Source organism: Streptomyces sp. NPDC052042 (assembly GCF_044548345.1).
Classification (GTDB): domain Bacteria; phylum Actinomycetota; class Actinomycetes; order Streptomycetales; family Streptomycetaceae; genus Streptomyces.
This window is the reverse complement of record NZ_JBIUBU010000006.1, coordinates 188,060-210,985: the sequence shown is the minus strand read 5'-3', so window position 1 is coordinate 210,985 and position 22,926 is coordinate 188,060. Positions and strand designations below refer to the sequence as shown.

Sequence of the window (22,926 nt, the reverse complement as noted above, 5' to 3'; positions counted from 1 at the left end):
GTCACATGACCACAGGTGACAGCCTCCGCCCCTGCAGGGCCGATGCGCCACGCTACATGCCCATCGCCGAGCACGGCCTGATCGGTGACCTGCGTACCGCTGCCCTCGTCGGTACGAACGGCACCATCGACTGGTACTGCTGCTCGCGCTTCGACGCGCCCAGTGTCTTCGCGGCGATCCTGGACGCCGACCGTGGTGGGGCGTTCGAGCTCGCACCGGATGTACCCGCTCGGACGAAGCAGTTCTACTTCCCCGACACCAACATCTTGATCACCCGGTTCTTCGCGGACAACGGTGTCGGCGAGGTCCAGGACTTCATGCCGATCGTCGACGACTCGCGCGAGGCGGACCGTCACCGTCTGATCAGGCGGGTTCTCTGCGTGCGAGGGTCGATGCCGTTCATCGCGCGCGTGGCTCCCCGGTTCGACTACGGCCGGCGTACGCACACAGTGAGTACGCAACAGGGCCATACAGTGTTCGACTCTCCGGATCTCACGCTGGCGCTGACGTCCAGCGTTCCGGTCGAAATCGACGGTCAGGACGCCGTTTCCTCTTTCACATTGGAGGAGGGAAAGGCCGCGGTTTTCGCGCTCGACAGGATAGGCGGCAGGGTGGAGCCGCGGTCCTGCCCCGTGCTGGAGGCGGAGGAACTGTTCGGCGCCACGGTGCGGTACTGGCGCACATGGCTGTCGCACTCCCGTTACCGGGGGCGCTGGCGGGAGATGGTGCACCGCTCCGCGCTCACCCTCAAGCTCCTCACCTACGCACCGACCGGCGCCATTGTGGCCGCGCCTACGACCAGCCTGCCCGAGCAGATCGGCGGCGAGCGCAACTGGGACTACCGATACGTGTGGGTGAGGGACGCCGCGTTCTGTATCTACGCGCTGCTCAGGCTGGGTTTCACCGACGAGGCCGAGGCCTTTGTGCGCTTCCTGTCCGGCAACATCTGCCTCAAGGAGAGCTCCGGCGGCCCGTTGCAGATCATGTACGGCATAGACGGCCGCAGTGAACTTCCGGAGCAGGAGCTCACCCACCTGGAGGGACACCTGGGGTCGGCTCCTGTCCGGGTCGGCAACAATGCCGTCAACCAGCTCCAACTGGACATCTACGGGGCCCTCATCGACTCGCTCTACCTCTACGACAAGTGGGGACAGCCCCTGTCCAGTGAACACTGGGACACCATCGGCACCCTGGTCGACTGGGTCTGTGACAACTGGGACCAGCCGGACGAGGGCATCTGGGAGACCCGCGGCAAGATCCAGAACTTCCTGTACTCGCAATTGATGTGCTGGGTCGCGATCGAACGGGCGATGCGCATCGCGACCCATCGGGGCCTGCCCGCGGATATGCCCCGATGGGCCCAAGCCCGCGACGCGATCTACCGGCGCATCATGCAGCGGGGCTGGTCCGCCGACCGGAAGGCATTCGTCCAGCACGAGGGCGAAGACGTTCTCGACGCCGCCGTCCTCATGATGCCGTTGGCCAAGTTCATCTCTCCGACCGACCCGAAATGGCTCTCCACTCTGGACGTCCTCGGCGAGGGGCTGGTGTCCGACTCCCTGGTCTACCGCTACGACCCCCACACCAGCCCGGATGGACTGCGAGGTGAGGAAGGGACATTCTCGATCTGCTCGTTCTGGTACGTCGAGGCGCTCTCCCGAGCCGGCCGCGTGGACGAGGCCCGGCTCGCTTTCGAGAAGATGCTCACCTATGCCAACCACGTCGGGCTGTACGCCGAAGAGATCGGCCGCACCGGCGAACAAGTGGGCAATTTCCCCCAGGCCTTTACTCACCTGGCACTCATCAGCGCGGCGTTCAACCTCGACAAGGCATTGGGCTGAGGCCTTCCATCAAGCTGGTGGCCTACGCCGAGACGGTGCGGGCTCTGGGCGACCGGCCGACCTCCGAGGCGGCCGTGGTGCTCTTCGACGGCCTGGCCAAGGAGCGCCCCTGTCCCGGCTCCACCATGGTGACCACCGCCAACGGGGGCATCAGCGGCCTGGTGCGGACCCTGGCCGTGGAGCTTGCGCCCCGCCGTGTCAACGCGATCCATCCGGGCGTGGTGGCAGACAGCCCCAAGTGGATCGACGTGCCGGACCATCCTCACGTGCCGCGCACCCCCATCGGGCGCCCGGTGACGACTGCGGAGGCGGTTGACGCCACCGAGTTCCTGCTCCGCGACACCGGCGTCAACGCCCAGGACCTGTTCGTGGACGGTGGACTGCGCGTGACCTGGCGTCCGTCATGAGGTGGGGAAGAGGGGCCAGCCCGACATCAGACCGCCATCGAGTGTGAGCGTCTGGCCGGTGATGTAGCCGGCCTGGTCGGAGCCCAGGAACTGCACGGCCGCCGCGATCTCCTCGGGGGTGCCCGGACGGCCCATCGGCAGTACGGAGTCGACCGCGGCGCGCACCGCATCACTACCAGTGGCGCGCTCGTACATCCTGGTCCGTGTGTAGCCGGGGGCTACGGCGTTGACACGGATGCCGTGCTTGGCACCTTCCATGGCCGCGGTCTTGGTGATCCCGACGACGGCATGCTTGCTGCCCACGTACAAGGCGTAGTCGGGGTAGCCCATCAATCCGTAGATGGAACTGACGTTGACGATGCTGCCCCCGCCGTCCTGCGCCTGCATGGCTCGGAACTCGTGCTTCATACCGAAGAGCGTGCCTTTGACGTTGGTGTCGAAGGTGCCCTCGTACGCCTCGTCCGTCACCTCGGTGACCGGACCGAGCCATCCCTCGGTACCGGCGTTGTTGAAGGCGACGTCGAGGCGCCCGAAGTGCTCCACCGTGCGGTCGACCAGGATTCGGACCTCGGCGTCATGGCGCACGTCCGCCTTCACGAACAGGGCCCTGCCACCGCTGCTTCGGAGTTCCTCGGCGAGTGCGTCGCCCTCGTCCTGGTGGCGTCCGCCGACCGTCACGTCCGCGCCGTCGCGGGCGTAGGCGAGGGCGGTCGCGCGGCCGATCCCGGTGAGTGCGCCGGTGATGAGGACGACGGGAGCAGGCATGAGCTGGTCCTTCGGTAGGGCCTCGCGGGGGTGAGGGGCGGTGATGACCGACGGTGTTGAGAGCAGTGGATCCACCCGCTCCCGCATCCAGGGGCAGGACGGTCAGTGGTGTCAGAGGGATCGGTTCTCCGCACTGACCATCCAGGCGTGCTTCTCCAGGGAGTCGATGACCGTGTGCAACAGGTCGGCCGTGGCGGGATCCTCGCTGTCGACCTGGTCATGGTGGGTGCGCACCGTGTCGACAGTGGCACGCAGGCGAGCGGTGACGAGATCGACAACGGTGCTCACACTCAGCTCTCCTTCCGGGAAGGCAGGGAGCGTGGTGCTGGCCGCCACCGTGTCGGAGCGGCCGTCCGGCCAAGCCGCGAGCGCGCGCATGCGTTCGGCGATGACATCGGCCGACTCCCGTGCGTCATCGACGATGTGGTCGAGTTGCAGGTGCAGGTCCCGGAAGTTGTGACCGACCACGTTCCAATGGGCCTGTTTTCCCTGGAGATGCAGTTCGACGAGATCTACCACGATCTGTTGCAACGCCTGGGCCAACTGCGGCGAGGCCGTGAATGCGGTGGCGTCGTTCTCCGAACGGCGGGCACCCTCAGGGGAAACGGTCATGGAAGTCCCACCTTTCAAGTCTCCTTGTGAAAGCACCGCACGGCAGCCCCCTGGAACGGAAGGCCCCTGCTCGTATGCGATCAAGCCTACGTAGATCCCTCACTGCCGCCACTACGCCTGAGCCGCTTGGGCGGACACCCGAGATCACCGGCGGTGCGCCGGGGTGGTGGCGCGGCCGGTTGCGACCCGTCCGCCATCACCGTTCACGTCGGCCATGGCGGCCACCGCGTCGCCGACGCCTACGCCACTTACGGTGACGACAGTGGGACGCCAGCCAGGCATCCGGCCGCGCAGGGGCTCATGGGGCCCGGCTTCGACGATGAGCCCCACGACCAGAGGAATCACCAATCACCAGCAAGCAGGCGGTCAACAAGCTCAAGCGGTCCCAGGCCGTGTCCACCCCCTACGGCTGTGGCCGAGGTCCGGCGCTTCGTGGTTGTCGCGCTCCGGGAGTTCGATCACCTGCCGCACATCCAGGACATGCAGATGCCGAGCGTCCACTCAAGGTCCAGGCCTGCGGCTGCGGCTCCTGCCCCAGCGCGCTGCGTCCGCTCGGTGCCGCGCCTTGCGAGAGACGAGGCGCGGCCCATCACGCAATCTGGAAATGAGAATGTGCGATCGCAGGCACCATCGCTGTCCCGCCCCCGGTGCTGCAGCGACCGGGGTCGACCGGGGTCGACCGGGAGGAGAACGCGTCATGGCTCGACCGATAGCAGTGCTCTTCGATATCGATGAAACCCTGGTCCACACCGGAGACTCGGGAAGACGTAGTTGGTCGTGGGCATTCGACCGGTTGCACGGCGTAGCCGCCGATATCGGGGCGCACACCTCGGCCGGGGAGACGGATCCACAGGTCGGCCGGGAAACGTTCAGCGCCGTGCTCGGCCGCGACCCCAGTTGCGACGAGATGGCCCGCCTGTACGCCGCGTACTTGTGGCACCTGTCGGAGGACATCTGGGTGTCACAGGCGTATCGCGTTCTGGACGGTGTCGAGCAAACCCTGCGACAGCTCGCGGACGCCGGGGTCATCCTCGGGCTGCTGTCCGGCGCGATGGAGGGCGCGGCCAGGACCAAGATGGAACCGGGCAAGCTCGGCCGCTACTTCGTATTCGGTGCTTATGGCTCGGATTCGCCGGACAGGGCGGAGATCACCCGCTTGGCGATGGCCAAGGCGGCTCGTCTGCACGGCCGTGAACTGACCCGCGACGAGGTCTACGTGGTCGGCGACACCCCTCGTGACATTCAGGCCGCGCACTTGGCACGGGCGACCGCGGTCGGCGTTGCCAGCGGCCACTACACCGTCGAGGAACTGCGCGCCGCCGAGGCCGACCACGTGCTCACGTCTTTGGCCGAACCCTTTCCGGGCATCTGACGGTCGGCCGTGGCGGACTCCAGCCGACGTCGGCGCCGCGCCACCGCGGACGCAATGTGGGGCGGGGCGCCCTCGTGGAGGGCTCGGAATGTCCCGAGGGGGGCCGTTCCGGCATCGTCCTCGACCGCCGTATGACGGCCTTCCGGAGGCTCCGATGGGTGGAAGGAGGCTGGGGGCGCCGACGCCCGCACGCGTCAGACGACTGTGTGGCCGCCGCCCACGGGCATTACCACGCCGTGGACGAAGCTCACCGCGTCGCCGGCCGGGTAGGCGATCGTCTCGGCGACCTCATCCGACTCGACCGGTCGGCCGACCGGCGCCCGGGTGGCCAGGGCGTCAGGCCCTCGCATCCCGGCCGTGCCCTCCATGCGCGTCGGCCGGGACTGCGCAGCGGTACCCGGCGTTCGGTGGCCCTCTGGCCGTAGACACCGCAGAAGTGCGGCGGCAACCGCAGCGAGCCCCCGAAGTCCGAGCCGACCTCGATCGGCGTCAGCCCCGCCACGAGCGCCGCCGTGCCCCCGCCGTACGTTTCCGGCTGCGCGTGGTGTGTGCGGTCAGGTCGCCGATCGCGTTGCCGAGTTTCTGCACGGGGTCGGTGAGGGCGGCAAGGGCGGACTTGATGTCGGCTGTTGCAGCTGTGTGGTTGTCCATGCTGGCCGTGTGGTCAAGCCGTGCCCACACGGCGGCTTCGGCTACCAGTGCGTCGCGCTGAGGGCTGGCGACCGGGTGATGGGATGCCTGGGCAAGCAGATCGCGGGCCTTCTGGCCGGGTGCGCTTTCGGTCATGGAGCGTATCTTTCCAGTACCAGCACGTCGTTCTCATCACCTGACCGGGACTCCGGCGCTGGGCGCATGGCGAGCACGTGTATGCGGTCCATCGTTTCTGAACCCCGAGTACCACCGACAAAGACGGCTGCCGGCCTGGATAGCCGATCTGATCCAGCGGGTGGCCGACGAGGTCATCGCAGGCAAGCTGGACGATCACTTCCCGCTGTACATTTGGCAGACGGGCTCCGGCACGCAACCCAACATGAACACCAACGAGGTGATCAGCAACCGCTCCATCCAGCTGGTCGGCGGCGAACTGGGCAGCAAGTCCCCGATCCATCCCAACGACCATGTCAACATGGGGCAGTCGTCAAACGACACCTTCCCCACCGCCATGCACCTCGCCGCGGTCAAGGAGATCCACGAACACCTGCTGCCCAGCGTGCGGGCGCTGCAGCACGCCATCGAGACCAAAGCACAGCAGTGGCATGACGTGGTGAAGATCGGCCGCACCCACCTGGAGGACGCCGTACCGCTCACGGTGGGGCAGGAATGGTCCGGCTACGCCCACCAGTTGGATCAGGCCGTCGACCGTGACACCAGGTCCGCCGAGGGCCTGTACGAGCTCGTGATGGGCGGCACCGCAGTGGGCACGGGGCTCAACGCCCCACCCGGATTCGGCGAGCGGGTGGCAGCCGAGATCGCCACCGCCACCGGCTACCCGTTCACCACCGCGCAGAACAAATTCGCCGCCCAGGGCGGCCTGGACGCCATGACCGGTGCCTCCACCGGGCTGCGGGTCCTGGCTGCACCCCTGATGAAGATCGCTAACGACATCCGCCGGCTGGCCTCCGGACCCCGCTGCGGCCTTGACGCACTCGTCCTCCCGGCGAACGAGCCCGGCTCGTCGATCATGCCGGGCAAGGTGAACCCGACCCAGTGCGAGGCGATGGTCATGGTCTGCCTCGAATGCCGGGCGGGTCGACCTCGTACGGTCGGTTCGAGTCACGGGGATTCCTTGCACGCGGAGTTCAGTGAGGTGATGCGGTCCATGGAGCTCTGGACGACGGAGGAGACCATCGCCTCGGCCAGCTGCTTCAGGTACGACAGTTCTGCGGCGAGATCGCCGGGTGCGGCAACCGTCGGTGTGTCGACGGGTTGCTCGGGCGGACGGTTCTGCCGCATGGCCGCGATGGCCCCCTGAAGCTGGATTGCCTCGACCGTGGCCGCGTACGCATCCCCCAGAAGGCCGGCCCTGTCGGCTTCCTCGTGTGCTATGCGGGCGACTTCCGGCCTCATCCAGGTTTGAAGAGCCCATTGGGCGTCGCGTACGTCGATGGCCAGGCGGTACAGGCGAGTTCGAGAATCACGTACTCCAGCACATGGGAGAACTGGTTCTGGAACGTGTGCGATGAGGTCCCGGTGGAGGGCGGACAGGGTGCGGTAGGTCCGCCAGTGGCGCAGGCGGTCGACAGCCCCTGTGAGATGGGGACCCCAGTCCGGAAGTATCCATCCGACCGTCTGCACGCACGCGGCGGCAGCGACGCTGACCTGTGCGATGGGCTCCCACGGGTACGCCGATGTCCCGAATAGGGCTGCGATGACGCCGTAAGCGCGGACCACGGCGTAGGCGAGCGCAAAAGGCAGGGCGAAGGCAACCATGCGCAACCCCCGTCGCAGCCAGAGCGAGGGGGCGATCTTCGAGTAGCGCCAGCCCATGACTGCGATTGCCACCTGGTTCGTGCTGTAAGCGGCGAGGTACACGACGAGATAGGCCGGCGAGTCGGCGAGGACGACGGCGAAGTCGTGCGGGGCTTCCCTGCTCGGAGTGTTCCACATGAAGAGCCCGACCATGGTGATCAGCGCCAGTGTGAGCAGGAGAATACGGGGCCGTGCCCTCCGTAGGGCGATTCCGGGTCCGTAGGTGAGGTCCAGGAGGACGAGTTGCTGACAGGCGCTCAGGATGACGACACAGCTCTGGCTGAGCAGCCCGGAGAAGTTGGTGATGCCGATCAGTTCACTGGTTGCGACCCAGACTGGTGGGCTCGAAAAGGTGAAGGTGACGAAGAGGAAGAAGAAGTGGGCCACCAGAGCGATCTGGGTGATCGAGCGTTCCCACCTGAGTACCCGGAGTTTGTAGAGCAGGGCCACGAGAGCCACGGCTGAGGAAAGCGGGTACAGAACGCTATTCATGTCACTTTCCGGGCTTCGGTGCCTCAAGGAGGGCCAGTCGTTCGGCTATCTCCCGAGCCTCCTGAGGAACGACCAGTTCACGGCGCGGCGTCCAGGTGCTGATGAGCTGCCCGATCATTGAGCCGACAAGCTCGGCCTCGATCTCTGCCACGGAATCCGAGTGCTGCCGCCCCAGGATCCTCCGTACGGTGCCGGGAGCCAGCGAGGGGAAGAGCAGCCGTGATGCTTCCGGCGGCAGTACGGCAGACGTTTTGTGATCGCACAGAAGATGGCCGATCTCATGAAGGATCACCTGCTGCTGGTGAACAGGGACGAGGTTTTCTTCCACGAAGATGTAGTCGTGTGTGTCGGTTGACACCCACAGGCCGCGCGGGTCGGACGGAAGAGCGAGCGATACCACGCGTAGGGGGCGTTGCCGCAGCTTCCCGATGTGCTCACAGAGTTCCTCGACGGAAAGCTCGTCATCCAGAGGCAGGCCGAGGCTGCGCACGCGTTCCTCGCAGCGCTTCCTGAGGTGAGCGGAAAGGCGGAGGCGGTGCCGGGAATGCCGGGCCACGGCGATCAGGATGCACAGCCGCAACGCTTACCGTTCGTGTGCATGAGGGCCTCTGAAGATCGCCATGAGCGTCATCCCAACACTCCTGGTCCACATGCGTCCAGATCGTTTTGAGACAGCTCAGACCTCATCGCCGGACGCGTCTTTGGACAGTCCCTCAAGCTCGCGTACTCGTTCAATCACTTCGCCGATCGACTCAAGGCTCTTCGCCGAGAGCCCGGCGGTGCGCAGGGCGATCTTTTGCACCTTTGCGTCACGCAGCGCGGTGAGCAAGGACAGTTCGGCGTTCACCGCTGCGGCGACCTGGTCGTCGAAGAAGTACGCGGGGGGTACACCGAAGAACTTGGCCAGCCCCTCCAGGTGTCGGAGGGTCGGGTTGTTGCGCTGGCCCCTGCGTAGGAGCCAGATATAGCTTCCCGAGATCGGAGTCCCGGCAGCACTGATGACGCGTGCGACCTCCTCAACGGTGTACGGGGGGCGGCCGATGGGCTCCGTCTTGACGAACAGGTGGTTGAGCTTGTCAGCCAGACTGTTGCCAGGCCCGCCCTCGCTTTCGGTCATCGCGTGGCCTCCCTCATCGGCGAAGCACCTTAGCGTCAGACTGATATGCAAGGCAATCGACTCGCTGTCCAATCTCAGTTGACCGGTCAGGTGTTAAAGCCTAGCGTTGGCCAGTGGTTCAACTGGTGTGCTGGCTCGTCTTCACTCATCCAGCATGAGTGGAGGTGCTGTAAGTGACGGCCTGTCGAGCCGAGCTGAGGCGATTGCCACGGGGGGCGATGCTGTGCAAAGAATCCACTTCACGGCTACCGATCTGATCCGCGTGCGCCTGCAGAGCGAGTTGACTCCCCTCGTCGAGGGGATCTTCGCTCTCGCCGTGCTGCACGGGCCGCAGCGCAACGACAGCTACGCCCGGTGGAGGGTCGACTTACAGAACATGCTCAGGCAGCATGGTTGCTCCATCCGCCGGCCCGCGCTGCGTTCCGCCGAACTGCTCGACGATCTCGTGTCGTTGCTGGAGGATGAGCCGTCCACGGGGCGCACGCGGGCGTCGTTCGCCCTGGAACCCGCCGAGGCCGTGCAGGCGGCGCTCGACGTGTGGAAGCTGGGAGTCTCCCCGTACTGGAGCCGGATCCGCGAACGCCTGGACACCGTGTGCGACTCGCACGGGCGACTCGCAGCCTTGGGAGGCGTGGAACGCCTGCTGTCCACGCTGCATCCACGCATCATCTGGAACCCGCCGGTACTGGAGATCCACGACGGGCCCGACCGGGAAATAGCCCTGAACGGGCGGGGCCTGATCCTCAAGCCCTCGGTCTTCCTGCTCGCCAGAGCGGGCCGATTCGTCGAACTGAGCAAGCCGACACTGGTCTTCGCCGCTTCACAGAGCATCGTCCGCGGCTGGGACGAAGCGCCGGCCCCGGACCCGGCCCGTGAACTGCACTCTCTGGCAGCCCTCGTCGGAAACACCCGAGCCGCCATACTGCGGGCTCTGATCGACACGTCCACGACCTCGCAGCTCGCCGAAAACCTGGGCATCTCGCAGGGGACGGCGAGTCAGCACACCGGGGTGCTCAGAGAGTCGGGACTCATCACGACGCGACGCGTGCGCACCAGTGCCCTGCACACGGTGACCCCCCTGGGCATGGCACTACTCACCGGTCAGTTGAGCACCCGCTTCCCGGCGATCGCGGTGCAGGGCACCGACCAGTCGGAGCCGGACCGGGTGCCTCCGCCGCGGTGCGGCATTCCGGCGCGGGGAGCCGCGCGGTGCTCGTAACGGAGGCACCGGTGCGCAAAGCGTCTGAGCCGGGGCCGGTGTCACCGGTAGAGGAAGCGGTCGATGGAGAGAAAGCGGACGGTGAATCCCAGGACCAGAGTGATCGCCGTGGCCAGTACGGGGGTGAGGGACAGGCTGGAAACCAGCAGCACTGTCAGTGGGATGCGGGCCACGAGATCGGCATTGGCCAGGGCGATGAAGCCCAGCAGCCGCGTGTGCGGGCCCAACGGCTCGCGGCCGCGGTACAACACCTTGTCGATGAGCAGGAAGTTCCACAACAGCCCGGCCTGGTTGGCGATCACCTCGGCGGCTGTGTAGTGCAGACCGGTGTTGTGGATCAGGACCCACAGCACCGCGAGGTTCGGCAGAAAACCCGACAGACCGATCGCGCCGAAAGCGAGCGCGCGGGCCGGAGCACCGCTGGTGCGCAGCCGTAGGAGGTGCCGTAGGAACCGCAGTCCCTCCCGGACGCTCGATTTGGACTCGCCGGCATGGCGTGGGCCGAATTCGTAGGCCGCCTCAGTGACCGCGTGCGGGCGACAGCGGACGATCAGCTCCAGCAGGATCTTGTATCCCAGAGGCCGCAGGGCCCCGGTACGCCGGGCTTGGTCGACCAGCTCCCGACGGATGGCGAAGTAGCCGCTCATCGGGTCGCTGACCCCCCGCAACAGCTTCGGGAAGAGAACCTTGGCCAGGGAGGTCGATGCTCCCGAGACCAGGACCCTGTACCGGCTCCCGAGGCCGCTGCGGCTGCCTTCTCCCGTGTAACGGCTGGCGACCACGAGTTGCGCGCTCGTCTCCTCGCCCCGGGAGATGAGTTCGGACAGCAAGGCGGGCGGGTGCTGGAGGTCCGCGTCCATCACCACGATCCACCGGGAGCCGCTGCGCGCGATGCCTTCCATGACGGCGCCGCCCAGGCCACCCACCGGAGCGTCCCGATGATGCACCTCGACCTTGAGGGGAATCCGCGCGGCCTCCTTCTCGATCACCTCAAGGGTGTCGTCCGTCGAATCGTCCACGAAGAGAACCGACGTCTCCTCGCCGGGCGGCACCGCAGCGGAAATCCGGCTCAATAATTCAGGTATGTTCGCCGCTTCGTTGAATGTCGGAATCACGATGGTGATCCCGTGGTCGGTGGTTGGTTTCGTGGCTTTTTCCACCTCGGAGGCGATGGGCTCCAGTCGAGACTTCGAGGGCGACGAACTGGTGGTCATCAATCCTCCCGGGAAGGGTGCGACTCAGGCCGGACCACGAGTTTCCGGGGCTCGACCGGGGACGACATCCTGTTTCGCTGACAAGTCAAGTTGATGGAGCCGCGCAGCTGCGGGCGCGAAGAATTCCCGGTGACCGTGCCGTGTCCGTCCGGACCCGTCGAGGGAGCCAGTGCCGTGCTGCCGTTGATCGCCGAGCAACCGAGAACCCGGGCCACCACCTCCTTGGCCGTACGACTGCATCGACGTCCTGTGTGGGCCGTGGCGGCGGCGCTTGCCGTCGTACTGCTCGCCTTCGCCAACGAGTACGGCTACCACCCGGACGAGATGTACTTCCGGATGCTCGGCGAGCACGGACTGGAGTGGGGGTATGTGGACCAGCCCCCGCTGTTGCCCTTGCTCGTCCGAGTCTGCACTCTCGTCCTCGGCGACAGCCTCTGGGCGATCCGGGTGCCGGGGGCTCTGTCGGCGGCCGTGATCGTGGTCCTCGGCGCGTCGATCGCCGCCGAACTCGGCGGACGGCGCCGGGCGCAGGTGATGACGGCCGCCGGTGTGGCGACCTCGGCGATGGTGCTGGGCTTTGGGCACTGGATCCTGACCAGCACCATCGACACCGTCGCCTGGTGCGCAGTCCTGTTGTTCATGCTGCGGGCCGTGCTCCGGCGCGACGGACGGTGGTGGCTGGCCGCCGGCACCACGGTCGGCGTCGCCCTGTACGCGAAGTTCATCATCCTGCTGCTGCCCGCCAGTCTGCTGGCCGGGCTGCTGCTGGTCGGGCCCCGGTCGGTGTTCCGTGATCGTCGGCTCTACCAAGGGATGGCGCTGGCCCTGGTCATCGGCTCTCCGAACCTGATCTACCAGATCGCTCACGACTTCCCGCAGATTCAGATGGCGCAGGGGCTGGCACAAGCGGACGGCTCGATCAACCGCCAGGTGTTCTTCATCAACCTGATCTTCCTGTTCGGGCCCTCCCAGGCGTTCTTCTGGGTCACCGGCCTGATCAAGGTCTTCCGAGAACCGCACTGGCGGCTGGTGCGGGCGCTGGGCGCCGGATATCTCGTGGCCACCGTTGCCGCGCTGGGCATCGAGGGCGGCCGCTCCGACTATACGGGCGGCTTCCTGATCGGCCTGTTTGCCGCCGGCTGCGTGATCGCCGAGCGCTGGACTGCGCACCGCAGGGGACGGCTGGCGCTGGTGGCGGGCGGACTGACGGTGGGCGGCGCGCTCCAGGTCGTTCTGGCGCTGCCCCTGGTGCCGGAGCGGAACCTTGCTGACTTCCAGTATTTCTCCCTGTCCCTGGAGAGCGTCGGCTGGCCGCAGGTCGTACGGCAGGTCACCGACGTCCATCAGACGTTGCCGGAGGCCGAACGGGACCGGGCCGTGATCCTCACGGAGAACTTCGGTGAGGCCGGTGCGCTCGACAAATTCGGTCCCCGCTCGCTGCCCCCTGTGTACAGCGGGCACAACCAGCTCTACGCGTGGGGACCTCCGCCGGAATCGGCGGACGTCGTCGTGACCGTCGGAATCGACCCCGCCCTGCTGAGACGCGTATTCCGTAGCTGCTCGGTCGTTGCCGAAATCGACAACGGCCTCGGGGTGACCAACCCGGAGCAGGGAAAGAAGATCAACATCTGTCGGGAGCCCAGCGGACCGTGGGAGGAAATTTGGCCCGAATTCCGGCACTACAACGGATACATGTGACCCGGGTCCGCGCAGCTCGGTAAATGGTGAGGACATCACGGGTGCGGATGGCAGAAAACGGATTTCGGTCGTGCGGAAGGGGCGAGGGGAAAACCGATGTTTGACGGGGAAAGCCGACTGCTGGACGAATTGTTCGCCGAGCAGGCGGCCAGGACACCGGACGCAAGGGCCGTCGTCTTCCAGGACAGGTCGCTCAGCTACGCGGAACTGGACGCGCGGTCCGGTGGGCTTGCCCGCCTGCTCGCCGAGAAGGGCGCCGGGCCCGAGCAGTTGGTGGCGATCGTGCTGCCGCGCTCGGAGTGGCTGGTCGTCGCGATCCTGGCGGTCCTGAAGACCGGCGCCGGTTATGTGCCCATCGATCCGGAATACCCCGCCGAGCGCATCGGGCATGTGCTGGAGGACTCCCGACCTGTCCTCGTCATCACCGAGGAGGAGGTCGCGGCACGCGTGTCCTGGCCGGCCGGGGACACCCCTCTCCTGCTCCTCGACGGAGCCGGGACCGTGGACGCGCTGTGCGACCCGGACAGGCCCCCCGTCACGATCGCCACGACGGCCCGCGAGCGGTCGCCGCAGAACCCCGCCTACGTCATCTACACCTCCGGCTCCACCGGCCGCCCCAAAGGTGTGGTGGTCCCGCACAGCAACGTCGTGCGCCTGCTGGGCTCCACCGATGCTTGGTATGCGTTCGGCGAGCGGGACGTCTGGCCGCTGTTCCACTCCTTCGCCTTCGATGTCTCGGTGTGGGAGCTGTGGGGCGCGCTGTTGTTCGGCGGCAGGCTCGTCGTGGTGCCTCAGCAGGTCACCCGGTCTCCGCTTGACTTCCTGCGCCTGCTCGTGGACGAGCGGGTCACCGTGCTCAATCAGACTCCTTCGGCCTTCTACCAACTGATGGCTGCCGAGCGCGAGGAGCCTGAACTGGGCGCCGGTCTCGTCCTGCGTCGGATCGTGTTCGCGGGCGAGGCGCTCGACCTGAGCAGGCTGGCGGAGTGGTACGAGTGGCACGCGGACGACGCGCCGGTCCTCGTGAACATGTACGGCATCACCGAGACCACCGTGCATGCCTCCTATCTGGCACTCACCGCCGAACTGGCCGCGCGGGCCGAGGGCAGTGCGGTCGGCTGTGCGATCCCCGACCTGTCCTTCCACGTGCTCGACGAGGGGCTGCGCCGGGTCGATCCGGGTGAGCAGGGCGAGTTGTACATCAGCGGCCCAGGACTGGCCCGCAACTACGCGGGCCGGCCCGACCTGACCGCTGAACGCTTCGTGGCGTGCCCGTTCGGGGGGCCGGGGGAGCGGATGTACCGATCGGGCGACCTCGTCCGCCGCGCCGCCGACGGCAGTGCGGACCTGGAGTACGTGCGCCGCGTGGACGATCAGGTGAAGCTGCGCGGCTTCCGGGTGGAACCGGGCGAGATCGAGGCCGCGCTGACCCGCGAGCCCTCGGTCGAACAGGCCGCCGTCGTCGTCCGTGACGACCTCGCGGACGAGCGGCGCCTGGTGGCCTATCTGCTGCCCCGACCGGGGCGGCAGGTGCCCTCGCCGTCCCAACTGCGAGCGTTGCTCGCCGCCCGCCTGCCCTCGTACATGATCCCCGCCGCCTTCGTCGTCCTGGACGCCTTCCCGCTCACCACGAACGGCAAGCTGGACCGCCGTGCCCTGCCCGCACCGACGCGCGAGGACAGCGTGGACGGCCGGCTCGTGGCGCCGCGCACCGAGCGCGAGCGGGCCCTTGCCGCCGCCTGGCGCGAGGTGCTCGGGCTGGACGAGATCGGCGTCACGGATGACTTCTTCGCAATCGGTGGCGACTCCCTGTCCGCCGTCCGTGTGCTGACCCGCGTCACCGCGGCCACCGGCGTCGAACTCTCGCCGCGCGCCCTGTTCGAGACCCCCACGATCGAACAGCTCGCCGCCCGGAAGGAACTGGAGGACGCCCGCGACGGTGGCCCCGGGGCCGGCGCCATTCCGGAAGTGTGCGCGGACGACGAGGTGCCGCTCTCCTTCACCCAGCGGCGTTTTTGGATCCACCACGCCGCCGACCCCACCGAGGTGGAGTACAACGTTCACTCCGCCCTGCGGCTGCAGGGGCCGCTCGACACCGGTGCGCTGCGCACCGCGCTGCGCGAAATCACGGTACGTCACGAGCCGCTGCGCACCACCTACGGCGCGGCGGACGCGGAACCGGCCGGCCGTGTCACTCCGGCTGCCGGCACCGACGTGCCGCTGCGGATCGCAGACCTGTCCGGTCTGTCGGGCGAGGAGCTGGCCCGGGAGCAGGAGCGCGTGCTGAGCGAGGAGGCGGACCAGCCTTTCGACCTGGTTACCGGGCCCGTGTTCCGCGCGCTGCTGGTGCGCCGCGGTGAACGTGACCACGTCCTCGTGCTCGGCGTCCACCACATCGCGACCGACGGCTGGAGTGCCGAGCTGATCACGGACGAGCTGAGCGCCCTGTACACGGCCGCCCGGCAGGGCACCGGCCCCGGCCTCGCCCCGCTCCCGGTCCGCTACGCGGACTACGCGGCATGGCAGCGCACTACCTTCGACACGGCTCGCCTCGCGCCCCAGCTCGCCTACTGGCGCAACCGGCTGGACGGTGCCCCGCCGCTGGATCTGCCCACCGACCGGCCCCGCCCCGCGGTGCGCACCGGAGCCGGTGCCGCCTACCGGTGCACGCTGGACCGGCAGTTGACCGGCACGCTCAAGCAGTTGTCGGCGGAGAACGGGACCACGCTGTTCATGACCCTGGTGGCCGTCTGCCAGTTGCTGCTGTCCCGCTACAGCGGGCAGCGGGACATCGTGGTGGGCACCGCCGTGTCGGGCCGCGACCACCCCGCGCTGGAACGGCTCGTCGGTTCCTTCATCAACACCCTCGCCCTGCGCACCGACGTGGACGGCGCCCTGCCGACCTTCGAACTGCTCGGCCGGGTCCGCGACTGCGTGCTCGGCGCCTTCTCCCACCGCGACCTGCCGTTCGACCGGCTGATCGAGGAACTGGCGCCCGAGCGCGACCCGAGCCGCACCGCGCTGGTGCAGGCGATGGTGCTGCTGCAGAACGCCCCGGCCGCCCCGGACGAGTTCGGCGGGCTGCGCACGGAACGCGTCCCGCTGCCCCGCACCGCGTCGATCTTCGATCTCACCTTCGAGTTCACGGAGCGGGCCGGTGCCCTCGACGTCGTGATCGAGTACGACACCGCCCTCTTCGACGAGTCCACCATCGCTCGGACGGTCGGCCATCTGCACACGCTCGCCACAGCCATGGCGGCACGCCCTGATCGGCCCGTGGGCGACCTGTCGCTGCTGGGCGAGGACGAGCGCCGGCTGATGCTGGGCGACTGGAACGGCACGGCTGTGGCGTCGCCCACCGGCCTTCCCGCGCACCGCCAGTTCGCCGAGCAAGCCCGCCGCACGCCGGACGCCGTCGCAGTCTCCTCCGACCGTGTCACGCTCACCTACGCGGAACTGGACGACCGCTCCAGCCGACTCGCCCACCACCTGGCGGCACGGGGCGTCGGCCGCGGAGTTCCGGTGGTGCTGTGCCTGGGCCGCGAACCCGACCTGCTCGTCGCGATGCTCGGCGTCCTCAAAGCCGGCGGCGCCTATGTGCCGCTCGCCCCGGACGTGCCGGCCGGACGGCTACGGCACATCGTGGCCGAGACCGGCACGCCCGTCGTCATCACCGGCTCATCCGCTGTCGCGGGACTCGACACGACGGGCGGACCGGCCGGGGCCGAGACGATCGACCTGGCACGGGACTGGCCCCGGATCGCCGAGCGGCCCACCGACGCGCCGGCCACCACCGTGGAACTGGACGATCCCGCCTACCTCGTCTACACCTCGGGGTCCACGGGCCGCCCCAAGGGCGTGGTGATCCCGCACCGGGCGCTCGTCGACTACTGCGCCTGGCAGATCCGCAACCACGGGATCGGCCCCGAGGACCGGTCCGCCTCCATCGTCGGCATCGGCTTCGACGTGGCGATCGCCGAGCTGTGGCCCTTCCTCTGTGCGGGCGGCCGTCTCGACCAGCCGGCCCAGGAGGTCCTGGACGACCCGGGCGCGCTGGTCGACTGGTACATCCGCAGGGGCACGACCGTGACCTTCCTGCCCACCCCACGCGTGGAGTCGATCCTGGACGAGCCGGCGCTGGCGCGCACCCGGCTGCGCCTGATGGTCGTCGCCGGCGACGTGCTGCGCCGCCGGCCCGGCCCAGGGCTGCCGTTCACCCTGATCAACGGGTACGGCCCGTCCGAAGCCACCGTTCTCGCCACCTCCTGCGCCGTGCCGCCCCAGGAGGAGACGGCCGACACCGGTCTGCCCCCGATCGGCCGCCCCGTCGACAACCTCGCCGCCTACGTCCTCGACCCGCGAGGCAACCCCGTGCCGGCAGGCGTGCCCGGTGAGCTGCACCTGGCCGGTCCCGGCCTGGCCCTGGGCTACCACAACCGGCCCGACCTCACTGCGGAGCGCTTCGTGGCCTGCCCGTTCGGCGAACCCGGCGGGCGCATGTACCGAACCGGCGACCTGGTGCGCCGCCGGGCCGACGGGACACTGGATTTCCTCGGCCGGATCGACAACCAGGTCAAGATCCGCGGTGTCCGTATCGAACCCGGCGAGATCGAGAGTGTGATCGCCGCACGCGCGGAGGTCGCCGAGGTCCTGGTGACCGCCCGGGAGGACGGGACGGGGACCCGCCGGCTGGCGGCGTACGTGGTCGCCGAGAAGGGGTACGACGTCGCCGTCGACCGGCTGTCCGCCGCGCTGGCGGAGCAGCTGCCCGCGGTGATGGTGCCCGCCGCGTTCCTGGTTCTCGACCGGATGCCCCTGACCGCGAACGGGAAGATCGATCGGCGTGCCCTGCCCGACCCGCACCCGGCCGGTACCGCCGACGCCTCCTTCCGGGCGCCGCGCACCGAGGTGGAGCGGGTGCTGGCCGAAATCTGGGCACAGGTGCTCGGCGTCGAGCGGTTCGGCGTCGACGACAACTTCTTCAGCCTGGGCGGCGACTCCATCCTCAGCCTCGGCGTCATCGCCCGGGCCCGGCGCGCCGGGCTGCGAGTCACCTCCAAGGACCTGTTCCGCCGGCAGACCGTCACGGAACTCGCCCCGCACGTGAGCCGGCTGGCGGACGCCGGAGCCGGCCCCGCCGGTCCGGCCGGTCCGGCCCCGCTCACCCCCATCCAGCACTGGTTCTTCGAGGTCCGCGCCGGGTCGGGGATCTTCCACCAGACCGTCACCGCCGAGCTCGGTGACGACACCGACGTACCGGCACTGCGCGCCGCCCTGACCGCGCTGCCGGTGGAGCACCCCGCCCTGCTGGCCCGGTTCGCGCACACCGACGGCGGCGGGTGGACCCAGCGGATCGCCGAAGCCGAGCACGGGGAGACCCTCCGTGTCACCGAGGCCATGTCCGAGGCCGCGGATCTGGACTGGCTGACCGGCCCGATGGATCTGGAACACGGCCCGCTGTTCCGCGCCGTGCTTGTCACCGGGGCCGCCGGCCGACCCGCCCGGTTGTGTCTGGCCGCCCACCATCTGGTCGTGGACGGAGTGTCCTGGCGCATTCTGCTGGAGGACCTGCGCACCGCCTACGAGCAGACACGGGCAGGCGAGCGCGTCGAACTCGGCCCGGCCTCCAGTTCCGTGCCCCGGTGGTCCCAGCGGCTCGACACCTTGGTGCGCGAGGGCGGCTTCGCCGAAGAACTGACGCACTGGGCCGGGGTGCTGGGACGGGCGGACGCCGAACTGCCGGCCGACGGCGACGGCCCGGACACGGTCACCGCCACCCGGTCCGTCACGGTCCGGCTGGACGAGGCCACCACCGGTGCGCTGCTGACCGACGTCCCGGACGTGTACCTCACCGAGATCAACGACGTCCTGCTCACCGCGCTCGCCCGAACGCTGAGCGACTGGACGGGCCAGGACCGTGTCGTGCTCGCCCTGGAGGGCCACGGCCGCGAGGAGCTGTTCGACGACCTCGAACTGAGCCGGACCGTCGGCTGGTTCACCTCCTACTTCCCGGTCGCCCTCACCGTCGGCGCCGACGGTGGCTGGGGCAGCCTGCTGAAGTCCGTCAAGTCCCAACTGCGCCAGGTGCCGCGGCGCGGCATCGGCTACGGCGCCCTGCGTCACCTCGGCGCCGCCGCAGAACTCTCCGAGGACCCGCGGCCACAGGTGGTCTTCAACTACCTCGGCCAGTTCGACGGACTGCTGCGCCGCACGGACGGCGACCCGCTGTACCGCTCCGTCTCGCCCGTCGGGCTGACCGAGGAGCCCGCAGCCGCTCGCCTGCACGCCCTCGACATAGTGGGTCAGGTCAGCGGCGGACGGCTGGAGTTCACCTGGTCCTACTCCCCGGGCCGGCACGACGAACGGACCGTTGAGGCGCTCGCGTCCGCGTTCCTGGACCACCTGGCCGGCATCGTCGCACATTGCGCCGAGCCCGGTGCGGGCGGCCGGATGCCGTCCGACTTCCCGCTCAGCGCCCTCGACCAGGCCACCCTGGACCGGCTCGTCGGCGACGGCAGGTCGGTGCGCGACATCTATCCGCTCACCCCCATGCAGAGCGGCATGATCTTCCATCACCTCATGGACGCGGGGCACGGAGTCTACCTGGAGCAGACCTCCTTCGACCTGGCCGGCATCCGCGAGCCCGGGCTGCTCCCCGAGGCCTGGCAACGGACGGTGGACGACACACCTGTGCTGCGTTCGGCCATCCGCTGGGACGGCCTGCCCGAACCGCTGCAGCTGGTGCACACCCGGGTGACGCTGCCCATCACCCGGCTGGACTGGAGCGGCCTGGACGACGCCGCCCTGCGCCGCGCCCACGAGGACTACCTGAAGGCGGACCGCGACCGGGGAATCGACCTCGGCACCCCGCCGCTGTTCCGCGCGGCCGTGGCCGATCTGGGCGGCGGACGCGTCCGTATGATCTGGACCTTCCACCACGCCCTGCTGGACGGCTGGAGCGTGATGCGGGTGGTCCACGACATGCTGGGCCAGTATGCCGAACTCGCCGGACAGCGAGCGCCGGAGCGCCGGCCGAGCCGGCCGTTCGGGGACTATGTGCGCTGGCTGAACCGGCAGGACACGGCCGCCGCCGAGGCGTACTGGCAACAGCATCTGGCCGGGCACGAGGCGCGTACTCCGCTGCCCTACGACCGCCCGGCCCCGGACGGCACACCCCCCGTCTCCACCCACGAGACCTCCGCCGAGCTGCGGCTGCAGCTGACACGGGCGACGACGGACGGGCTGTACGACACGGCCCGGCGGGCCCGCGTCACGGTCAACACGCTGGTGCAGGGCATGTGGGCGCTGCTGCTGTCCCGCTACAGCGGGGAGCGCGACGTCGTTTTCGGCGCCACGGTGGCCGGACGCCCGACCGAGCTGGAGACGGCCGAGTCCATGGTCGGGCTGTTCATCAACACCCTGCCGGTGCGGGTGGACGTCGACGAAGAGGCCCGGCTGGGCGACTGGCTGCGCCACCTCCAGGACGAGCAGGCCGAGGCCCGGCAGCACGACCTCGCGCCGCTGCACCGGATGGGAGGCGAGGGACACGCCGAACTCTTCGACAGCGTCGTGGTGTTCGAGAACTACCCGGTGGATGCGCCGGGCGGGCGCGGCCCACGCGTCCTCGCCGTGGAGTCGAGCAACAGTACGCACTACCCGCTCAACATCGTCGTCTACGCCGAGGAACGGCTGTCGCTGCTGCTGCACTACGACACCGGGTTGTTCGACACCGGCACGGTGGAGCGGCTGAGCGGTCACCTGAGGATGCTGCAGGAGAGCATCGCCGCCGGACCGCTCGACCGGCGCGTGGCCGATCTGCCGCTGCTGGGAGCGGACGAGTACCGCAGGCTGGTCGGCGACTGGGCCGTGGGCGGCGGCGACCCCGTGGTGCCTCGCAGGGTCGAGGAGCTGATCGACCGGCACGCGCGGCGGACCCCTGAAGCCACTGCGGTGGTGCACGGGAAACGGACGCTGACCTACGGTGAACTGGAGCGTCGTACCAACCAGTTCGCACAACATCTCGCCGCCCTCGGGGTCGGGCCCGAGACCGTCGTGGGTCTCGCCGCGGAACGGGGCATCGACGGCCTGGTCGGCCTGCTCGGCATCCTCAAGGCCGGAGGCACCTATCTCCCCCTCGACCCGGCGTTCCCCGAGGACCGGCTGCGCACGATGCTCGACGACACCCGGCCGCCCGTGCTGGTGACCCAGGCGCACCTCGTCGAACGGTTCCGGGACCGGGAGGCGACGCTGGTGCTGCTGGACACCGACCGCCCGGAGATCGACCGGCGCCCCGCCACCCCGGTCCGCGACGGCTGGGGGTCCCTCGACGCGCTGGCGTATGTGATGTACACGTCGGGCTCCACCGGCCGTCCCAAGGGCGTGATGATCGAACACCGGGGCCTGACCAACATCGCGCAGCAGTCGAGCCGGGTGTTTCGCATCACCCCGGACAGCAGGGTGCTGCAGTTCTACACGATGAGCTTCGACGGCGGCGTCATGGAGGTTTTCATGACGCTGACGGCGGGCGCCGCCCTCGTCGTCCCGGACGCGGACGCACAGCGCAGTCCGGCCGTGCTGGGACGGCATCTGCACGAGGACGGGGTCACCACGATGATGGTTCCGCCCGCGGTGCTGCTCTCCCTGGACCCGGAGGACTTCCCCGAGCTGGCCGTGGCGGCCTCGGCCGGTGACGTCCTGCCGCCGCGGACCGCCCGCCGGTGGAGCCGGGGCCGTGTCCTGATCAACGCCTACGGCCCGACGGAGATCAGCATCGCGGCCGCCTTCCACACCGTGGACCACGGAACGATCGGCCGGACCGTGCCGATCGGACCGCCGGTCGGCGGTGCCCGCGCCCATGTCCTCGACGCGTGGCTGCGTCCGGTGCCCGCCGGGGTGACCGGCGAGCTGTACCTCGGCGGCATCGGAGTCGGCCGTGGCTACCTCGGCCGCCCGGACCTGACGGCGGAGCGGTTCGTCGCCGACCCGTTCGGACCTTCCGGGGCCCGCCTGTACCGCACAGGCGACCTGGTGCGGTGGACCGCGGACGGACTACTGGAGTTCTCCGGGCGCGCCGACCATCAGGTGAAGATCCGCGGCTACCGGGTGGAGTTGGAGGAGGTCGAGAACGCCCTGCTCAAGCTGGACGACGTGGCCGAGGCCGTGGTCGTCGCCCGCGCCGAGGACGACGGCGCCAAGCGACTGGTCGCCTACGTCGCGTCGGCCGCCGCGGCACCCCGGCCGGACGCCGCCGCCCTGCGCGCCGCCCTCGCCGCAGAACTGCCCGCCTACATGGTGCCGTCCGCGTTCCTCGTGCTGGCGGCGCTGCCGCTGAACTCCAGCGGAAAGGTGGACCGCGGGGCACTGCCCGCACCCACCCGCGAGGACACCGTGTCCGCCGCCTACATCGCCCCCCGCAATCCGACCGAGCAGGCGCTGGCCGACATCTGGGCGAAGGTGCTGCCGCCCGGCCGGATAGGCGTCGCGGACAGCTTCTTCGACCTCGGCGGCGACTCGATCGCCAGCCTGCGGCTGATGTCCCGGCTCGGACACGCCTTCGGCGTCTCCGTCTCGCCGCGGGACTTCTTCGACGCCCCGACCATCGCCGCGCTCGCGCAACTCGTCCAGCAGAAGATTCTGGCGGATCTGGAGCGTGACGTCGCGCGTACCGCCCAGGCCGCCGACGACGCACCGGGGGCCCGTTCATGACCTCAGGGGAACATG

At 68.9% G+C, this 22,926-nt stretch carries 14 protein-coding genes and 2 pseudogenes; 7 read left to right on the top strand and 9 right to left on the bottom strand.

The window, feature by feature from the left end:
* Window positions 1-5: 5 nt before the first annotated feature.
* Together ACIHCL_RS13695 and ACIHCL_RS13690 are read left to right on the top strand one after the other, a co-directional pair.
* Complete coding sequence (locus ACIHCL_RS13695; RefSeq protein WP_399860962.1) at window positions 6-1,841, top strand: glycoside hydrolase family 15 protein; 1,836 nt, start codon at window positions 6-8, stop codon at window positions 1,839-1,841.
* A 17-nt stretch (window positions 1,842-1,858) separates the two neighbouring features.
* Complete coding sequence (locus ACIHCL_RS13690; RefSeq protein WP_399860960.1) at window positions 1,859-2,248, top strand: SDR family oxidoreductase; 390 nt, start codon at window positions 1,859-1,861, stop codon at window positions 2,246-2,248.
* Here the strand turns inward: ACIHCL_RS13690 and ACIHCL_RS13685 are convergent.
* Both ACIHCL_RS13685 and ACIHCL_RS13680 read right to left on the bottom strand, forming a co-directional pair.
* Window positions 2,243-3,013 carry an SDR family NAD(P)-dependent oxidoreductase gene (locus ACIHCL_RS13685; RefSeq protein ID WP_399860957.1) on the bottom strand — a complete coding sequence of 257 codons (771 nt, stop codon included), beginning with the start codon at window positions 3,011-3,013 and terminating at the stop codon, window positions 2,243-2,245. The two genes, ACIHCL_RS13690 and ACIHCL_RS13685, sit on opposite strands and share 6 nt — an antisense overlap.
* 111 nt (window positions 3,014-3,124) lie before the next feature.
* Window positions 3,125-3,625 carry a Dps family protein gene (locus ACIHCL_RS13680; RefSeq protein WP_399860954.1) on the bottom strand — a complete coding sequence of 167 codons (501 nt, stop codon included), beginning with the start codon at window positions 3,623-3,625 and terminating at the stop codon, window positions 3,125-3,127.
* A gap of 697 nt (window positions 3,626-4,322) precedes the next feature.
* On the opposite strand from ACIHCL_RS13680, the gene ACIHCL_RS13675 reads away from it, so the two are divergent.
* The gene (locus ACIHCL_RS13675; protein ID WP_399860952.1) at window positions 4,323-4,997 is read left to right on the top strand and encodes an HAD family hydrolase; all 675 of its coding nucleotides are present in this window, start codon (window positions 4,323-4,325) and stop codon (window positions 4,995-4,997) included.
* A gap of 194 nt (window positions 4,998-5,191) precedes the next feature.
* On the opposite strand, the gene ACIHCL_RS13670 is transcribed toward ACIHCL_RS13675, so the two are convergent.
* From ACIHCL_RS13670 to ACIHCL_RS13660, 3 genes and pseudogenes are all read right to left on the bottom strand, one after another.
* A complete protein-coding gene (locus ACIHCL_RS13670) occupies window positions 5,192-5,347 on the bottom strand; it encodes a hypothetical protein (protein ID WP_399861256.1) in 156 nt (51 codons plus the stop codon).
* 95 nt (window positions 5,348-5,442) lie between these two features.
* Window positions 5,443-5,499, bottom strand: a pseudogene (locus ACIHCL_RS13665) (hypothetical protein); the annotation flags it as partial.
* Entirely contained in the window at window positions 5,487-5,783 is a 297-nt protein-coding gene (locus ACIHCL_RS13660) for a hypothetical protein (protein ID WP_399860949.1), read from the bottom strand. The pseudogene ACIHCL_RS13665 and the gene ACIHCL_RS13660, both read right to left, overlap by 13 nt.
* On the opposite strand from ACIHCL_RS13660, the pseudogene ACIHCL_RS13655 reads away from it, so the two are divergent.
* Window positions 5,782-6,720, top strand: a pseudogene (locus ACIHCL_RS13655) (lyase family protein); the annotation flags it as partial. The gene ACIHCL_RS13660 and the pseudogene ACIHCL_RS13655 sit on opposite strands and share 2 nt — an antisense overlap.
* 50 nt (window positions 6,721-6,770) lie before the next feature.
* Here the strand turns inward: ACIHCL_RS13655 and ACIHCL_RS13650 are convergent.
* The 3 genes from ACIHCL_RS13650 to ACIHCL_RS13640 all read right to left on the bottom strand — a co-directional run bounded on the left by ACIHCL_RS13650 (window position 6,771) and on the right by ACIHCL_RS13640 (window position 9,075).
* Window positions 6,771-7,958 (bottom strand): MAB_1171c family putative transporter, encoded by a 1,188-nt coding sequence (locus ACIHCL_RS13650; protein WP_399860946.1) that lies wholly within the window; start codon window positions 7,956-7,958, stop codon window positions 6,771-6,773.
* A 1-nt stretch (window position 7,959) separates the two neighbouring features.
* Window positions 7,960-8,448, bottom strand: a complete 489-nt coding sequence (locus ACIHCL_RS13645) for an ImmA/IrrE family metallo-endopeptidase (protein WP_399860944.1) — start codon at window positions 8,446-8,448, stop codon at window positions 7,960-7,962.
* Between the two features lie 186 nt (window positions 8,449-8,634).
* Complete coding sequence (locus ACIHCL_RS13640; protein WP_399860941.1) at window positions 8,635-9,075, bottom strand: helix-turn-helix domain-containing protein; 441 nt, start codon at window positions 9,073-9,075, stop codon at window positions 8,635-8,637.
* A gap of 262 nt (window positions 9,076-9,337) precedes the next feature.
* Here ACIHCL_RS13640 and ACIHCL_RS13635 point away from each other — a divergent pair, with 262 nt between their 5' ends.
* Window positions 9,338-10,294 (top strand): ArsR/SmtB family transcription factor, encoded by a 957-nt coding sequence (locus ACIHCL_RS13635; RefSeq protein WP_399860939.1) that lies wholly within the window; start codon window positions 9,338-9,340, stop codon window positions 10,292-10,294.
* A gap of 41 nt (window positions 10,295-10,335) precedes the next feature.
* On the opposite strand, the gene ACIHCL_RS13630 is transcribed toward ACIHCL_RS13635, so the two are convergent.
* On the bottom strand, window positions 10,336-11,508 hold the full coding sequence (locus ACIHCL_RS13630) for a glycosyltransferase (RefSeq protein WP_399860936.1): 1,173 nt from the start codon (window positions 11,506-11,508) through the stop codon (window positions 10,336-10,338).
* A gap of 174 nt (window positions 11,509-11,682) precedes the next feature.
* On the opposite strand from ACIHCL_RS13630, the gene ACIHCL_RS13625 reads away from it, so the two are divergent.
* Both ACIHCL_RS13625 and ACIHCL_RS13620 read left to right on the top strand, forming a co-directional pair.
* Entirely contained in the window at window positions 11,683-13,206 is a 1,524-nt protein-coding gene (locus ACIHCL_RS13625; protein ID WP_399860933.1) for a glycosyltransferase family 39 protein, read from the top strand.
* 96 nt (window positions 13,207-13,302) lie between these two features.
* Window positions 13,303-22,911 (top strand): amino acid adenylation domain-containing protein, encoded by a 9,609-nt coding sequence (locus tag ACIHCL_RS13620; RefSeq protein ID WP_399860930.1) that lies wholly within the window; start codon window positions 13,303-13,305, stop codon window positions 22,909-22,911.
* Window positions 22,912-22,926 lie beyond the last annotated feature (15 nt).

Bases quoted from the DNA above. Each gene is read 5' to 3' on its own strand.
- ACIHCL_RS13675 (WP_399860952.1), top strand. From the start codon at position 4,323: ATGGCTCGACCGATAGCAGTGCTCTTCGATATCGATGAAACCCTGGTC.
- ACIHCL_RS13670 (WP_399861256.1), bottom strand. From the start codon at position 5,347: ATGCGAGGGCCTGACGCCCTGGCCACCCGGGCGCCGGTCGGCCGACCG.
- ACIHCL_RS13660 (WP_399860949.1), bottom strand. From the start codon at position 5,783: ATGACCGAAAGCGCACCCGGCCAGAAGGCCCGCGATCTGCTTGCCCAG.
- ACIHCL_RS13680 (WP_399860954.1), bottom strand. From the start codon at position 3,625: ATGACCGTTTCCCCTGAGGGTGCCCGCCGTTCGGAGAACGACGCCACC.
- ACIHCL_RS13650 (WP_399860946.1), bottom strand. From the start codon at position 7,958: ATGAATAGCGTTCTGTACCCGCTTTCCTCAGCCGTGGCTCTCGTGGCC.
- ACIHCL_RS13695 (WP_399860962.1), top strand. From the start codon at position 6: ATGACCACAGGTGACAGCCTCCGCCCCTGCAGGGCCGATGCGCCACGC.
- ACIHCL_RS13640 (WP_399860941.1), bottom strand. From the start codon at position 9,075: ATGACCGAAAGCGAGGGCGGGCCTGGCAACAGTCTGGCTGACAAGCTC.
- ACIHCL_RS13620 (WP_399860930.1), top strand. From the start codon at position 13,303: ATGTTTGACGGGGAAAGCCGACTGCTGGACGAATTGTTCGCCGAGCAG.
- ACIHCL_RS13630 (WP_399860936.1), bottom strand. From the start codon at position 11,508: ATGACCACCAGTTCGTCGCCCTCGAAGTCTCGACTGGAGCCCATCGCC.
- ACIHCL_RS13685 (WP_399860957.1), bottom strand. From the start codon at position 3,013: ATGCCTGCTCCCGTCGTCCTCATCACCGGCGCACTCACCGGGATCGGC.